This is a genomic window from Rossellomorea sp. FM04394, from assembly GCF_041889765.1.
GTDB lineage: Bacteria > Bacillota > Bacilli > Bacillales > Bacillaceae_B > Rossellomorea > Rossellomorea aquimaris_B.
Genome location: NZ_CP168654.1, coordinates 1,996,578 through 2,012,094 on the forward strand (window position 1 = coordinate 1,996,578; position 15,517 = coordinate 2,012,094).

The following is a 15,517-nucleotide window of genomic DNA, read 5'->3' on the forward strand; positions in this document are numbered from 1 at the left end:
AAGGGAAACAAAGACCTCATGTTTGAACAATTAGCGCACGGAACCATTCTAAAATCATTGGTAACAAAGGTTGAATCAAGCATTAAAGATATACATAAACATATAGAAGAAAGAGCGGAAAGTAACCAATTTAAGGTACTCAGATCTTTTCAAAAGCATCGTGTAAGTGATTCTCATTTTATTCCTTCCACAGGATACGGGTATGATGATGCCGGGAGAGACACATTGGAAAGTATTTATGCAGACGTATTTGGAGGAGAAGCAGGACTGGTTCGACCCCAGATCATTTCAGGTACCCATGCAATATCAATCGCCTTATTTGGTGTACTCCGACCTGGGGACGAACTGGTGTATATAACGGGAAAACCTTATGATACGTTAGAAGAAATTGTTGGTATTCGCGGAGAAGGCACCGGTTCTCTGAAAGACTTCCAGATTGGCTATCAAAGTGTCGATTTACTAGAGTCAGGAAAGGTCGATTTTGAAGAAGTGGCCAAAACGATTTCTTCCAAGACAAAAATGGTGGGGATTCAGCGTTCTAAAGGGTATGCCAATAGACCTTCCTTTACTATAGAAGAAATCAAAGAAATGATTGACTTCGTTAAAGAAATTAACCCTGAAATTGTCGTCTTTGTAGATAACTGCTACGGAGAATTTGTAGAAGAAAGAGAGCCTTGTCACGTAGGTGCAGACCTAATGGCCGGTTCCCTTATTAAAAATCCTGGTGGTGGCCTTGCTAAAACAGGAGGATATATTGTTGGGAAAAAAGGATACGTAGATGCATGTTCGTATCGAATGACCTCACCTGGGATAGGGGCAGAGGCCGGGGCATCTCTTTACAGTTTGCAGGAAATGTATCAAGGCTTCTTTTTGGCGCCACATGTGGTGGCACAATCATTAAAGGGTGCCGTTTTCACATCAGCGTTCTTAACAGAGCTCGGCATGAATACAAACCCAAGTCCTTATGCAAAACGAACAGATTTAATCCAGTCTGTACAATTCAATGACAAAGATAAGATGATTGCATTTTGTCAGGCAATCCAGTTTGCATCACCTATAAATTCTCATTTTACTCCATATCCGAACTATATGCCTGGCTATGAAGATGATGTCATTATGGCTGCTGGAACATTCATTCAAGGTTCCAGCATTGAATTATCTGCTGACGGACCGATAAGACCACCTTATGTGGCATACGTTCAGGGAGGGTTAACTTACGCACATGTAAAAATTGCTGTATGCACAGCAGTAGATAATTTAATTGAAAAAGGTTTAATCACTGTTGGGAAAGGATATTAAAGTAGTAATTGGATAGTCTAAATCTGACTATCCTTTTCTATTGATTTCTTATGTAAGAAAATCTAACATTTGATTGACAGAACTCCTTACATTACATATAATAAGGTCAAGAAGGAAAACAAAAGGAGGAATCAAGATGAGCGGAAGTGAAATTCGTAGAACGATGGCATTATTTCCAATTAGTATTGTCATGCAGCTCACGGACCTAACGGCTCGTCAGATTCGATACTATGAAGAGCACCAACTGATCAGCCCTGCACGTACTGAGGGGAATCGCAGGCTCTTTTCCTTGAATGACATTGATAAGTTATTGGAAGTAAAGGATCTGTTAGATCAAGGCATCAACATGGCAGGGATAAAGAAGATATTTGCTGTATCCAGCCAAAATGAAAGTAAAGTAGTATCTGACGTAAGTAATGAAAAGGAAGAAAAAGCACGACAAGATTTATCCGATGACGAGCTGCGTAAATTACTTCGAAATGAATTGATGCATTCCGGTCGATTTACTAAGGCATCTTTGCGTCAAGGTGACATGTCCCGCTTTTTTCATTAAATAAAACCTTTAATAAACTTGAGGAGGAAATACGTAAATGGCAAAGTATACTCGAGAAGATGTATTAAGATTAGCGAATGAAGAAGGTGTCAAGTTCATTCGACTGCAATTCACTGACATTCTGGGGACGATCAAGAACGTAGAAATCCCTCTAAGCCAACTTGAGAAGGCTTTAGATAACAAGATGATGTTTGACGGATCTTCAATTGAAGGATTTGTTCGTATTGAAGAGTCAGATATGTACCTTTTCCCTGATTTAGATACATGGTTGGTATTCCCATGGACAGCTGAAAAAGGAAAAGTAGCCCGTCTAATCTGTGATATCTACAATCCAGATGGCACTCCATTCGAAGGAGATCCGCGTAACAACTTAAAGCGCATCTTAAGTCAAATGGAAGAGCTAGGGTTTACCGACTTCAATCTTGGACCTGAGCCGGAATTCTTCCTCTTTAAATTAGACGTAAACGGTGAGCCGACATTGGAATTAAACGATAACGGTGGCTATTTCGATTTAGCTCCTACAGATTTAGGGGAGAACTGCCGTCGTGATATCGCATTAGAACTGGAAGAAATGGGCTTTGAAATCGAAGCATCCCACCATGAAGTAGCTCCTGGTCAACATGAGATCGACTTCAAATATGCAAATGCATTAAAAGCCTGTGACGATATTCAGACATTCAAACTAGTGGTAAAAACGATTGCACGTAAACATGGTTTACACGCAACATTCATGCCGAAACCATTATTCGGTGTGAATGGTTCAGGAATGCACTGCAATATGTCCTTATTCAAAAATGGAGTGAACTCTTTCTTTGATGAAAAAGGTGACTTACAACTAAGTGATACTGCCCGTCAATTCCTTGCTGGTATCATTAAGCATGCTACTGCTTTTACAGCAATCACGAATCCGACTGTAAACTCATACAAGCGTTTAGTTCCAGGGTACGAAGCACCTTGTTATGTTGCCTGGTCTGCACGTAACCGAAGCCCATTAATCCGTATCCCTGCTTCTCGTGGATTAAGCACACGTGTTGAAGTACGTAGTGTCGATCCGGCGGCTAACCCTTACCTGGCAATGGCTGTATTATTAGCAGCAGGATTAGATGGTGTTAAGAATAACCTGCAAGCTCCTAAGCCGATTGACCGCAACATTTATGTTATGGACAAAAAAGAGCGTGAAGAAGCGGGTATCGTAGATCTTCCTGCAACTTTACATGCTGCATTAGAAAACCTTAAAACAAATGAAGTAATCGTTAAATCTCTTGGAGAACACATTTTCGAACATTTCGTGGAAGCGAAAGAGATCGAATGGGATATGTTCCGTACACAAGTACACCCATGGGAACGCGAGCAATACATTCAAATGTATTAATCCTTAAAAGCAAAGCAGTGGGTCGTAGGGAAAACGCTACGACCCACTGCTTATTTTTTTACAAAAGTCTTTCGAAATACAGAAAAAATGAAGCCGCTATTAAACATAGCGGCTTAAACGTACTAATGTACTTGACGATAAACTCCGACGACTTTACCTAAAATGGATACATTTCGTAAAATGATCGGATCCATTGTTGAATTCTCTGGCTGTAATCGAACATAATCCTTTTCTTTAAAGAAGCGTTTTACAGTCGCTTCATCTTCTTCTGTCATTGCTACGACGATGTCTCCATTGTTCGCTGTTTGCTGCTGACGCACGATAACAAAATCTCCATCCAAAATCCCGGCTTCTATCATACTATCACCCATGATTTCGAGCATGAACACCTGTTCGTCTGAAGGTGCCATACGCTCAGGCAGGGGAAAGAATTCTTCGACATTCTCCACAGCCGTGATGGGTTGACCTGCTGTAACTTTACCGATTAAAGGAACGTTAACAACACGCTGGCGTGGAATCGTATCCTCTTCAAGATTTAAGATTTCGATGGCTCTTGGTTTGGTGGGATCTCTACGAATAAGACCTTTACTCTCTAACCTGGCCAGATGTCCGTGTACGGTGGAACTAGAAGCAAGACCAACGGCTTCCCCGATTTCCCGTACGGAAGGTGGGTACCCTTTTTCTCTAACTGCAATTTTAATATATTCTAGTATGTCCTGCTGTCTTTTAGACAATTTTGTCATGTTCACGCACCTCTATTATAGATCTTATGTTCCCATTATAGCATGTCTTTCCAGTCGATACAAACATAAGTTCGAATTTCTGTTGACACCAAACGAATGTTCGTATTACAATGAATATATCAAAAAAACAGAACAAACATTCGTATGGAGGTATTTTTTTATGTTAACACACATTTGGAATCGTTTCTCTTACATTATTATATTATTTATTTTAGCACTTTTATCTGCAGCCTATTTGCTAGTGGTTATGGCAAACCAGCCGTCATATCAAAGCATCACCGTTCAGGATGGAGACACGCTTTGGACTATTGCCAAACAGTATAATGAAGAATATTCTATGACAGTGGAAGAATTTATCGCTTGGGTCGGAGAGGAAAATAATCTTACATCATTCTCAATCAAACCCGGTGAATCACTTGTGTTACCTATAGAAAATCCAACATTATCCACCCATTCAGATTATGAATTGGTAATGAACGAAGAATAGAGGGATAGAAAATGAAGGCAGTTATTTACTGCAGAGTAAGTACAAAGAAAGACACACAGGAAACATCTTTGGAGCGTCAAGAAGAGGAATTAGTGAAATTAGCACAAGAACGCCAATACGAAGTGGCTGCTATCATAAAAGATCAAGCAAGCGGTTTTGAATTAGATCGTCCTGGTGTACTGGAACTTCTTGATTTGATTAAAGATGACTCGATTGCGGCAGTTCTCATACAGGACGAAACGAGGATTGGCAGAGGAAATGCAAAAATTGCACTCATTCATTGTTTATTAAAAGAAGAAGTCAAGATTATCAGTCAAACACATAGTGGTGAGCTTCACTTATCTGAATCAGATTCTATGGTCATAAATATCGTGAGCATGGTTGAGGAGTACCAAAGGAAAATCCATAATTTAAAAATCAGACGAGGTATGAAGAGGGCAGTGGAAAATGGCTTTCAACCCCATAAAAATCTTAAAAACAAAGGGAATGTAGATGGGAGAGAGCGGATTGAAGTACCTGTCGAGGAAATTGTCAGGTTAAGAAAGAACGAATTGACTTTTGCTGAAATTGCAGCGACTTTAAGAGGGTTTGGATATGATGTTTCCAAAGCTACCGTACATAGGCGTTTTAAAGAATATATGGCTTCATTGGAAAATGCGTAACTCTTGTTTTATCTCCTTTAGTCTAGTAATATGGCAATAGTATGTCGCTTAACTTTGAGTTGTGTTTTAGATTTTGCTGATTATGCAATAAAGGAGTTTTTATAGATGCTTTCAAAAACAAAAATGAATCGAATCAATGAACTTGCGAAAAAGTCTAAAAGCAATGGACTTACAGAACAAGAAGCAAAAGAGCAGTCCAAACTGAGAAAAGAATACCTTGAAACGTTTCGTCAATCGATGAAAGGTACAATAGAAAATACAAGAATCTTTGATCCGGAAGGTAATGAAGTGACCCCTAAAAAGATTCAGGATATCCAGAGCAAAAAGAAAATGCATTAAAGTGAATGAGCTGCCAGGCTTTAGAAGAGCCTTGGCAGTTTTTTAGTATTCCGAATTAAAGGAAAACATTCCCTTTTTAGCTTATCCACGCTTATGCTATTAGGGGCTGTGCAAATCCCCTCCGCTTTTGTTTTTGCAAGGGTTTTTATTTTTCAAGGATGATAAAGTCATGTTATCATTCAAGATAGTTGTATAAACTACCAAAGAAGATTAATATTAATAAGGTACATTAAAAGGAAGGATGTCTGACAAATGTTTGATAAAACAGATCAATTAGCAATTAATACAATCCGTACATTATCTATTGATGCAATAGAAAAAGCAGGTTCGGGACACCCTGGAATGCCTATGGGAGCTGCTCCGATGGCGTATGCTCTTTGGACAAAATTTATGAATCATAACCCGAAAAATCCTGAGTGGTTCAACCGCGATCGCTTCGTTTTATCCGCTGGTCATGGTTCTATGCTATTATATAGCCTTCTTCATTTATCTGGTTATGATGTTTCAATGGATGATCTTAAAGAATTCCGTCAATGGGGAAGTAAAACTCCAGGACACCCTGAATACAAACATACTCCAGGAGTAGAAGCAACGACTGGGCCACTCGGTCAAGGAATTGGTATGGCGGTTGGTATGGCATTGGCTGAAAGACATTTAGCGTCTACATACAATAAAGATCAATACGATATTGTAGATCATTTTACATATTCTATCTGTGGAGATGGAGACTTGATGGAGGGGGTATCCTCTGAAGCAGCTTCATTAGCAGCACATTTAAAATTAGGCCGTCTTGTTGTTCTTTATGATTCAAATGATATTTCTCTTGATGGGGATTTAGATAAATCTTTCTCTGAAAGTGTGAAAGGTCGCTTTGAATCTTATGGTTGGCAATATATTCGCGTTGAAGACGGTAATGACCTTGAGGAAATTTCTAAAGCGATCGAAGAGGCTCAAGGTGATACAACTCGTCCTGCAATGATCGAAGTTAAGACTGTCATCGGGTATGGTGCTCCTAATAAATCAGGTAAATCAGACGTTCACGGTGCTCCACTGGGTGAAGACGAAATGAAGCTCACGAAAGAAGCTTACCAATGGACATTTGAGCAAGATTTCCATGTTCCAGATGAAGTATACAGCCGCTTCGAGGAAAAAATCCAACAAGCAGGTTCTCAAAGAGAAGAAGAGTGGGCTAACCTATTCATTAAGTACCAAGAAGAACATCCAGAACTTGCTGCACAATTAGAAGCTGCCATTAAAGGCGATCTACCACAAGGATGGGATCGTGACATTCCTGTCTATGAAGAAGGTAAAGCATTAGCAAGCAGAGCTTCTTCCGGTGAAGTCTTGAATGCGATCGCTAAGAATCTTCCTTCATTCATTGGTGGATCAGCAGACTTAGCGGGATCCAACAAAACGATGATCAAAGATGAAGCAGATTTTATGCCTGAATCTTATGAAGGACGTAATATCTGGTTTGGAGTTCGTGAATTTGGTATGGGTGCTGCCATGAATGGTATGGCTCTCCATGGTGGACTGCACGTATTCGGGGGAACATTCTTCGTATTCAGTGATTATTTAAGACCTGCTATCCGTTTAGCCGCATTAATGGGCTTACCGGTAACGTATGTTTTCACTCATGATAGTATCGCTGTCGGAGAAGATGGACCTACACATGAACCTGTAGAACAGCTTGCTTCATTACGTGCAATGCCTAACCTTTGTGTCATCCGACCTGGTGATGGAAATGAAGTAGCTGCAGCATGGAAGTTATCTTTAGAATCCAAGGATCAGCCAACTATGTTGGTTCTATCCCGTCAAGATCTTCCAACTCTTAAAGGTACAGCAGATAAAGCATATAACGGAGTAGATAAAGGAGCATATGTGGTATCTGCTTCTGGCAAAGATCAGCCTGATGCAATACTGATTGCGACTGGTTCTGAAGTGCATTTAGCGGTAGAGGCTCAAAATGCACTGGAAAAAGACGGAATCAGCGTTTCCGTCGTAAGTATGCCATCTTTTGACCGCTTCGAGAAACAGTCAAAAGAATATAAAGAATCAATCTTACCTAAGAGTGTGAAAAAACGCCTTGCTATTGAGATGGGATCTCCAATGGGCTGGGATCGCTATGTTGGAGACGAAGGCGACATCCTAGCGATTGATGGATATGGCGCATCAGCTCCTGGGGCAAGAGTCATGGAAGAGTATGGCTTTACTTCAGACAATGTAGTGTCAAGAATCAAGGCATTGCTTCAGAAATAAATAATGATTTGAGAGGTCAACTCCTTAATACTCTTTAAGGAGTTGACCTTTTTTAAATGGTAAAAATAATTATGGATTAAAAGGACTATGTATGGAAGAGACTGGGTAAAGGGAGGATAGACCATTTCATATAGTAACTTAGGAGAATCCTTCGACAAAACTAGTGTAGATTTTCAACAATTTCTGACAATGACTCCCTTCTAGTTGATTTATACTATATGAAAGAAAGGCAGGAGGGAGAAAAGGTGCGAAACTATCAAATCTATTTGATTGAAGAAAAGTTTGTCCAGCACTATTATGGTCGAGAAAGAATGTTCTATCAATTGTTTTCCGATTGGGAAGCAAGTTCAGGAGATCTTCATGATATCATCTCTAAGCAAGTAGAATATATTACTAAGCCTATCCCTTACCTTCCTACACAGAGACTCCTCCAGCATGGATTAATAAAGGTTGAAGGAGCGGCATGGGTTGACTCTGTACCGACAATCGATAGAGGGGCTTCAGGGGCTACCCTCGTTCTAAATGAAAAGTGGATGACGCTTAGCACCTGGGGGCCGGATGAATCAGAATATATTTTCTTTGAGATTTTACGGAAAAATATGGGGCAGCTTCTGGCAATCGATATAAAAAATGAACGTTTTGGCTGGTTAAAACCTATAAAACAAAGAAAATTTATATATTAATAAGAAATTATGACTGAAATATTGTATAATGTTTCATGGTTTAGTACACTTTTATAAGGACAACATGAAGGAGGAAGTAAGAATATGTCAACGACTGGGTTACTTATTCTAGTTGGAGTTCTAGCATTACTTGCTGGAGTTGCACTAGGATTTTTCATTGCTCGTAAATATATGATGAGCTATCTTAAGAAAAATCCACCAATTAACGAGCAAATGTTACGCATGATGATGATGCAAATGGGTCAAAAACCATCCCAAAAGAAAATCAATCAAATGATGAATGCAATGAATAAAAACATGAAGTAATAGGTAGAAGCACTCAGGTGATGGGTGCTTTTTCTATTTTTGATAGATACGATTTGTGGAGATGTTTGGGAGGACGCATTCCTTTAGTAATGCAGGATAAATTGATTATTTTCATGTATTCATAAAAACTTGAGAATTATCATTCAGTTTGAAATTGAATTTATGATAGAATATAGTCCGGAGGGAGTCATATGAAAAAATGGATGATTGCTTCACTGTCTCTCATGATTCTTGTTGCCGGGTGCAGCAATAAGCCTCAAGAAGTGATGGATGAAGAAACACTTGAAATTCAAAATAGTGCAGCTGGAGACGCTCGCGAATATTTAAATTATAAAGTGAACGAAGAGAAGAAGTCGGTCAATCGCGGACTAATTACGATGATGATCAATAATCGAAGTGATATGGATGAAATCGAGACAGGCCTTATGTCTTTATCCACAGAGCATTTTTCTCCTGAGGATTATGTATACGAAGAAGGCCAATACCTTAAAGATCTGAATTCATGGTTGCGAAGAAAGTCTGAATCAAATAAATTGGGGCTTAATCCTGCTCTGAAGATTACGGATGATATGGGCTGGGAACAGCAGATGGAGCTTGAAAAAAAGAATCCCATGTATCTCGCTTATATCCATGAGCAGAACTACGTAGATTCAAAAGGGAAAATTAAAGGAATCTCCCTCGGTCTTGCCATGAATACGGTAGATTATATTCGAGTCGAGGATGAAAATAAGCTCATGCACTTCGATGAGGCGAAGATCGATGACCAACAGTTAGAGGAATACGGAAAGAAAATAGCTAACACCGTTGTCAGTCGAGTGAAAGCCAATAAAGAACTTAAAGATGTTCCTATCATGATTTCCCTGTATAAACTTCAACCATTAAATAGTGTCGTTTCAGGAAACTACATTTCATCTGGTTATGTAGACGGAAATGACAAAAGTGTAAAAAAATGGACTGATGTTACTGATAAATATTATTATTTTCCTAGTGACGAAGGGGAAGAGAAAGACCGTGATCTCCATAATCGGATTCGTGATCTAGAAGATTATGTTTCGAAATATTTCTCTCATCAAGATATAGAGTTTGTCGGAAAAGGCTTATACAAAAAGGATACGTTGAATAAACTTGTCATCGATGTACATACAGGTATGGTGAAAGAAACAGAACTAATTGGCTTTGCTCAGGCAATTGGCCCCGAAATCGTTGATTACTTCCCTCATACGCCCGTTTACCTTTATGTTAAGACGCCAAAGGGTCTTAAAGCAACCATCGTAAAAGAAGTGGACCAAGAACCCTTTGTTCAAATCCATTAGTATAATACAAACAATAAGAGCATTTCTTTAGAAATAAAGAGGTGTTCTTTTTTTGTTTGTATCTTATCAAAAAAAGATTTCTCATTTTTTTGAAATTTGGTAAAATAAAGAGTCGATTTATTAGGATGCGGGGGAGAGAGAATGAAAGTCTTTTTAGATTTAAAGTGGTTTTTTCTGCAAGAGAAAAAATCTTATATCACAGGAACCATTCTACTTTTATTTGTAGCATTTCTTCAATTAATCCCACCGAAGATTGTTGGGGTTATTGTAGATAGCATTAAAGAAAATACATTAACACGGGAAGATATGATGAAATGGGTTCTTATTCTGATCATTACAGCCCTATCGATGTATGGACTGAGATTTGTATGGAGGATCATGATTTTTGGTTCGGCAACCAAGCTTTCCCTCTTGCTTCGGAATCGTTTGTACCATCATTTTACTAAGATGTCACCATCCTTTTATCAAAAGAGGCGGGTAGGTGATTTGATGGCCCATGCCACAAATGATCTTCAAGCGATACAACAAACGGCCGGGGTAGGAGTATTAACGTTTGTGGATTCCATATCTACAGGAGGTTTTGTGGTACTGGCCATGGCTTTTACAATCAGTTGGAAGCTTACCCTTATTGCTTTGATCCCCATGCCATTCATGGCAATCCTGACAAGTTATTATGGAACTCTTCTACATAAACGATTTCATAAAGCCCAGGAAGCTTTCTCATCCTTAAATGATAAAACTCAGGAGAGTGTAACGGGGATAAAGGTTCTTAAAACGTTTGGACAAGAGAAAGAGGATATCGAATCATTTAGAAAGCAATCTGAAGAGGTGGTGCAAAAGAATATAGCTGTTGCAAAAGTGGATTCCTTATTTGATCCCACCATTTCCATAATAGTAGGAATTTCTTTCTTTTTATCGATTGTATTTGGTTCAAGGTTTGTGGTGAGAGGGGAACTTACGATAGGAGAACTGATCTCATTTACTACCTATCTCGGGCTTCTCATTTGGCCGATGCTCGCATTCGGATGGTTATTCAACATTGTGGAGAGAGGGCGTGCGTCTTACGAACGTGTATCTCAACTCTTGAATGAAAGGGTGGACATTAAAGATCATGAAGGAGCGCTGGATGTATGCCCTTCCGGAGATATTGAATATAAGATTGAGTCCTTTTCTTATCCGAATGAAGAGGTTCATGCTTTAGAAAATATTCAATTTACCTTAAGAAAAGGTCAAACGATAGGAATTGTTGGGAAAACGGGAGCAGGTAAAACAACCCTCTTAAAACTATTGCTCAGGGAATTTGAAGGGTATGAAGGAGAGATAAAGTTTGGGGGGCATATGATCCAAGATTATAAATTAACCCGTCTTCGTGAAAGTATTGGATATGTACCTCAAGATCATTTTCTTTTTTCAGCGACAATTTATGAGAATATAGCTTTCACACATCCCCTCACCACGAAAGAAAAAGTTGAGGAAGCGGCAACACTTGCACATATCCATGATGATATTGTCCATTTCAGCGACGGATACAATACTGTGGTCGGAGAAAGAGGAGTTTCCTTGTCTGGTGGACAAAAGCAAAGGATATCGATTGCAAGAGCTCTTTTAATGAATTCTGAGGTGCTTATTCTTGATGACTCCTTGTCAGCCGTTGATGCGAGGACGGAGGAATCCATCTTGACCTCCTTAAAGGAAAATAGAGCGGGAAAAACGACCATGATTACTTCTCACCGATTAAGCGCCATACAACATGCAGATTTGATCCTCGTGCTCGAAGATGGGAAGGTCGTTGATAGAGGCACTCATAACGATTTGATGAAGAATAAAGGATGGTATCGGGATATGTATCTGCGTCAACAGTTAGAAGAATTAGTGGAGTATGGAGGTTGAGATATGGATACTATACCGACTTTAACACCGAGAGAACAGAGGAACATTTTTTTTCGTCTTATGAAATATACAAAGCCTCATAAAAAAACAATTTTATATGCATTTTCATTATTGTTACTGACCACGATCGGTGATGTCTTTGGACCGATCATTATTAAAGTGTTTATAGACGATTATTTAACTCCGAGAGAGTTTCCATACGGACCGCTTATAGGGCTCTCAGCAACCTATTTATTCATTCAGATTGGAAATGTATTGATCTCCTACTTTCAATTGCTGAAGTTTCAGGAAATAGCCCTGAAGATCATTCAGCAACTGCGTGTAGATGTTTTTACCAAGGTTCAAGGTTTAGGTATGAAGTATTTTGATAAGACCCCGGCGGGAAGTATTGTCTCCCGGGTTACGAATGATACGGAAGCGATTAAAGATATGTTTGTGAGTGTGTTAGTATCATTCATTCAAGGTGCATTCCTATTAACGGGTATCTTTATTGCCATGTTTGCACTCAATAGCAAGTTGGCCTTTTTCTGTTTATTCATTTTGCCAGTCATTTTTATGATAATGAAGCTTTATCGCAAGTTTAGTGCCATCTTCTATCAGGATATGCGTGAGAGATTAAGTCAGCTTAATGCTAAGCTTAGTGAGTCACTCCAGGGGATGTCCATCATTCAAGTGTTCAGGCAGGAAAAAAGACTACGGGAAGAATTCGGCGATATTAATAAAAAACACTATTTGGCAGGCATGAAGAATATTAAAGTGGATGGATTACTATTAAGACCTGCCATTGACCTGGTGTATGTTGCTGCCTTGATTGTTGTGTTAAGCTATTTTGGCGTAACCTCATTGAATCAGCCAATCGAAATAGGGGTTTTATATGCCTTCGTTAATTATCTGGACCGATTTTTTGAGCCGGTCAATCAAATCATGATGAGGCTTTCCATGTTTCAACAGGCAATCATCGCCTCTTCCCGTGTTTTTAAGCTACTGGATGAAGATGAGGTTTCACCTGCACAGAAATTGGATAGTCGTTTAAAAGAAACAATTAGTGAAGGGGAAATAACATTTGACAATGTTTCATTCTCTTATGATGGAGAGAGAGATGTTATTAAGAATATTTCATTTACTGCAAAACCCGGAGAGACGGTTGCTCTTGTCGGACATACCGGAAGCGGAAAGAGTTCAATCATCAATTTACTCATGAGGTTCTATGAATTTGAACGTGGCAGTATTCTGATAGACGGTCAAAACATTAAGGCTTTCCCACTAGAAGAGCTTCGTAGGAAAATGGGGCTTGTCCTGCAGGATCCATTCCTCTTCTTCGGAACAATAAGGGATAATATTAAACTTCACTGCGAAGCCATGACCGATGAGCAAGTGGAGGAAGCTGCCGCATTCGTTCAAGCCGATACCTTTATTGAAAAACTGCCGGAAAGATATGGGCATCCAGTGGTTGAGAGGGGATCGACGTTTTCGAGTGGACAAAGACAATTAATCGCTTTTGCGCGTACCATTGCGACCAGACCAAAACTTCTAATACTGGATGAAGCAACTGCCAATATTGATACGGAAACGGAAGAAGCCATTCAAGGCGCATTGTCAAGGATGAGAAAAGGAAGAACAACGATTGCCATTGCTCACAGGCTTTCTACCATTCAAGATGCAGACCTGATCCTGGTCCTTCATCAAGGGGAGATTGTAGAGAGAGGAAGTCATCAGGAACTACTTGTTCAAAAAGGCATTTATCATAAAATGTATCTTCTTCAGAATGGTTTAGTGGATGGTATGGAAGATGTGGTATCAGGTTCTTAAACGCAAACACATGAAAGGCAGGCTCTATAGATGAAGAGTCCGCCTTTTGTCGTTGTCATTTATATTAGAATGGGATAATTGTATTCAAAACGGTCTTAGCTCATTTGAGGGGAACGTTTTTTTATGTATAAGGAGTTGTAGCTATTTAACAGACGATCAAGTTCCTGACTAAACTGAATAGCTTGAGGTGACGTGAGTCCATTTTCGGCAACTATATCGATTAATTGAGCACGCTGTTTTTCAATTCGTTCGAGAAGCTCTTTTTTAGACACGGCTGTTTCCTTTCTTTTGTATGTCCTTACAGATGGAATACAAAACTAGTAATAACTGTAACTTTTTATTAGTATAACGAAAATAGGACTAATTTTCAAAGCAAAATTAATGGTTTTTTTTAAAAGAAAAGAGAGTTTAATACATTTGAAAAAGTAAAATATTCATGTAATATGACGGTCACAAATCTTTCACACAATCATTCCTCATAGAATCGGGATTTGTTTGATAGAATAGAGATATAATGAAATGTAGGAGTTGTAAAAATGTCTGATATTAATATTTTCTTAGCATTTGGAGCGGGTTTCCTAAGCTTTATATCGCCATGCTGCCTGCCATTATATCCCGCTTTTCTTTCTTATATAACAGGAATGAGTGTCAATGAGCTCAAATCGGATAATGCAATGCTCCAAAGGAGAAGTTTAATACATACGTTATTTTTCTTAGTCGGCTTCTCGGCAATCTTCATCGCCATCGGTTTTGGGACTTCCCTTATCGGAAACTTCTTTTTGGATTATAAGGACCTCATTCGTCAACTTGGAGCTATCTTCATTGTCATATTTGGATTGGTAGTCATTGGCGTATTTACCCCTGAAACATTGATGAAGGACCGTCGTTTTGAGTTCAAGAATAGACCGGCCGGATTTTTTGGTTCGGTGTTAATCGGAATGGCATTCGCTGCAGGCTGGACACCTTGTACCGGACCGATTCTTGCTTCCGTTCTTGCCCTTGCGGCCTCTAATCCAGGTTCAGGTGTTATATATATGACGGCTTACGTGTTAGGATTTGCCATTCCATTTTTCATTCTGTCATTCTTTATTGGAAGAATGCGATGGATCAGAAAAAATAGTGGAAAGATCGTAAAGGCAGGAGGATATGTAATGATTGCAGTAGGAATCATGCTATTCTTTGATTGGATGACAGTCATTCTTGCTTATCTTACTCCAGTATTTGGGGGATTCACGGGATTTTAACCCCATCAAATGAGCATAGACCATACAGAATAAATTGAATGCATATTACGTTTTATGGTATAGTTTAAATGGATGAATTAGGAAATTTGGATCAATAGACAATGGGTAGCGTATACGAGGAGGAAACATCTGTGGCAACGATACTTGTAGTGGATGATGCGAAATTTATGAGAATGACTCTTGGGAGCATGCTCTCCTCCAGCGGTCACGAAGTCGTAGGGGAAGCTGAGAATGGACTCACAGCCGTAAAAAAGTATCGTGAGCTTCAGCCGGATTTAGTGACCATGGACATCACGATGCCTGAGCTAGACGGAATTGAAGCGGTTAGAAGAATTTTATCCGAGTTTCCTCAAGCTAAAGTAATCATGTGTTCAGCCATGGGGCAACAAAAGGTAGTGGTGGAAGCCATTGAAGCGGGAGCAAAGGACTTTATTGTGAAACCCTTTGACGATGTGCGTGTGGAGGAAGCCATCAAAAGAGTTTTAGGATGATCAAATAGAAAGGGAGATTGAAGCTTCGATTCATTCTCTCTTTTTTGTGTTTTCGTTTTTCTTTCTT

Annotated in this window: 16 protein-coding genes; 14 read left to right on the forward strand and 2 right to left on the reverse strand. The window is 39.3% G+C overall.

Going from position 1 to position 15,517, the window contains the following annotated elements:
• Nucleotides 1-18: 18 nt before the first annotated feature.
• The 3 genes from ACCB35_RS09960 (at nt 19) to glnA (ending at nt 3,224) form a co-directional block, all read left to right on the forward strand.
• Entirely contained in the window at nt 19-1,299 is a 1,281-nt protein-coding gene (locus tag ACCB35_RS09960; protein ID WP_374056721.1) for an aminotransferase class I/II-fold pyridoxal phosphate-dependent enzyme, read from the forward strand.
• 136 nt (nt 1,300-1,435) lie between these two features.
• Entirely contained in the window at nt 1,436-1,852 is a 417-nt protein-coding gene (locus ACCB35_RS09965) for a MerR family transcriptional regulator (protein ID WP_374056722.1), read from the forward strand.
• A 37-nt stretch (nt 1,853-1,889) separates the two neighbouring features.
• On the forward strand, nt 1,890-3,224 hold the full coding sequence (gene glnA / locus ACCB35_RS09970; protein ID WP_374056723.1) for a type I glutamate--ammonia ligase: 1,335 nt from the start codon (nt 1,890-1,892) through the stop codon (nt 3,222-3,224).
• A 122-nt stretch (nt 3,225-3,346) separates the two neighbouring features.
• On the opposite strand, the gene lexA is transcribed toward glnA, so the two are convergent.
• Nucleotides 3,347-3,967 carry a transcriptional repressor LexA gene (gene lexA, locus ACCB35_RS09975; protein ID WP_044337292.1) on the reverse strand — a complete coding sequence of 207 codons (621 nt, stop codon included), beginning with the start codon at nt 3,965-3,967 and terminating at the stop codon, nt 3,347-3,349.
• A 160-nt stretch (nt 3,968-4,127) separates the two neighbouring features.
• On the opposite strand from lexA, the gene ACCB35_RS09980 reads away from it, so the two are divergent.
• From ACCB35_RS09980 to ACCB35_RS10020, 9 genes are all read left to right on the forward strand, one after another.
• A complete protein-coding gene (locus ACCB35_RS09980) occupies nt 4,128-4,454 on the forward strand; it encodes a LysM peptidoglycan-binding domain-containing protein (RefSeq protein WP_044337290.1) in 327 nt (108 codons plus the stop codon).
• 11 nt (nt 4,455-4,465) lie between these two features.
• Complete coding sequence (locus tag ACCB35_RS09985; RefSeq protein WP_374056724.1) at nt 4,466-5,116, forward strand: recombinase family protein; 651 nt, start codon at nt 4,466-4,468, stop codon at nt 5,114-5,116.
• A gap of 105 nt (nt 5,117-5,221) precedes the next feature.
• On the forward strand, nt 5,222-5,455 hold the full coding sequence (locus ACCB35_RS09990; RefSeq protein WP_044337288.1) for a DUF896 domain-containing protein: 234 nt from the start codon (nt 5,222-5,224) through the stop codon (nt 5,453-5,455).
• A gap of 252 nt (nt 5,456-5,707) precedes the next feature.
• Nucleotides 5,708-7,714, forward strand: a complete 2,007-nt coding sequence (gene tkt, locus ACCB35_RS09995) for a transketolase (protein ID WP_374056725.1) — start codon at nt 5,708-5,710, stop codon at nt 7,712-7,714.
• A gap of 245 nt (nt 7,715-7,959) precedes the next feature.
• Nucleotides 7,960-8,397 (forward strand): sporulation inhibitor of replication protein SirA, encoded by a 438-nt coding sequence (gene sirA / locus ACCB35_RS10000; RefSeq protein ID WP_044337286.1) that lies wholly within the window; start codon nt 7,960-7,962, stop codon nt 8,395-8,397.
• Nucleotides 8,398-8,481: 84 nt separating this feature from the next.
• Nucleotides 8,482-8,703, forward strand: a complete 222-nt coding sequence (locus ACCB35_RS10005; protein ID WP_044337285.1) for a YneF family protein — start codon at nt 8,482-8,484, stop codon at nt 8,701-8,703.
• A 191-nt stretch (nt 8,704-8,894) separates the two neighbouring features.
• The gene (locus ACCB35_RS10010) at nt 8,895-10,016 is read left to right on the forward strand and encodes a CamS family sex pheromone protein (protein ID WP_374056726.1); all 1,122 of its coding nucleotides are present in this window, start codon (nt 8,895-8,897) and stop codon (nt 10,014-10,016) included.
• 141 nt (nt 10,017-10,157) lie between these two features.
• On the forward strand, nt 10,158-11,906 hold the full coding sequence (locus ACCB35_RS10015; protein ID WP_374056727.1) for an ABC transporter transmembrane domain-containing protein: 1,749 nt from the start codon (nt 10,158-10,160) through the stop codon (nt 11,904-11,906).
• A gap of 3 nt (nt 11,907-11,909) precedes the next feature.
• Nucleotides 11,910-13,715 carry an ABC transporter ATP-binding protein gene (locus tag ACCB35_RS10020; RefSeq protein ID WP_374056728.1) on the forward strand — a complete coding sequence of 602 codons (1,806 nt, stop codon included), beginning with the start codon at nt 11,910-11,912 and terminating at the stop codon, nt 13,713-13,715.
• Between the two features lie 95 nt (nt 13,716-13,810).
• On the opposite strand, the gene ACCB35_RS10025 is transcribed toward ACCB35_RS10020, so the two are convergent.
• Nucleotides 13,811-13,987: an aspartyl-phosphate phosphatase Spo0E family protein gene (locus tag ACCB35_RS10025; RefSeq protein WP_082051130.1), complete on the reverse strand. Its 177-nt coding sequence runs from the start codon at nt 13,985-13,987 to the stop codon at nt 13,811-13,813.
• A 264-nt stretch (nt 13,988-14,251) separates the two neighbouring features.
• On the opposite strand from ACCB35_RS10025, the gene ACCB35_RS10030 reads away from it, so the two are divergent.
• Together ACCB35_RS10030 and ACCB35_RS10035 are read left to right on the forward strand one after the other, a co-directional pair.
• Nucleotides 14,252-14,959, forward strand: a complete 708-nt coding sequence (locus ACCB35_RS10030; RefSeq protein WP_374056729.1) for a cytochrome c biogenesis CcdA family protein — start codon at nt 14,252-14,254, stop codon at nt 14,957-14,959.
• Nucleotides 14,960-15,090: 131 nt separating this feature from the next.
• Complete coding sequence (locus ACCB35_RS10035; RefSeq protein ID WP_374056730.1) at nt 15,091-15,450, forward strand: response regulator; 360 nt, start codon at nt 15,091-15,093, stop codon at nt 15,448-15,450.
• The last annotated feature ends 67 nt before the right edge of the window (nt 15,451-15,517 follow it).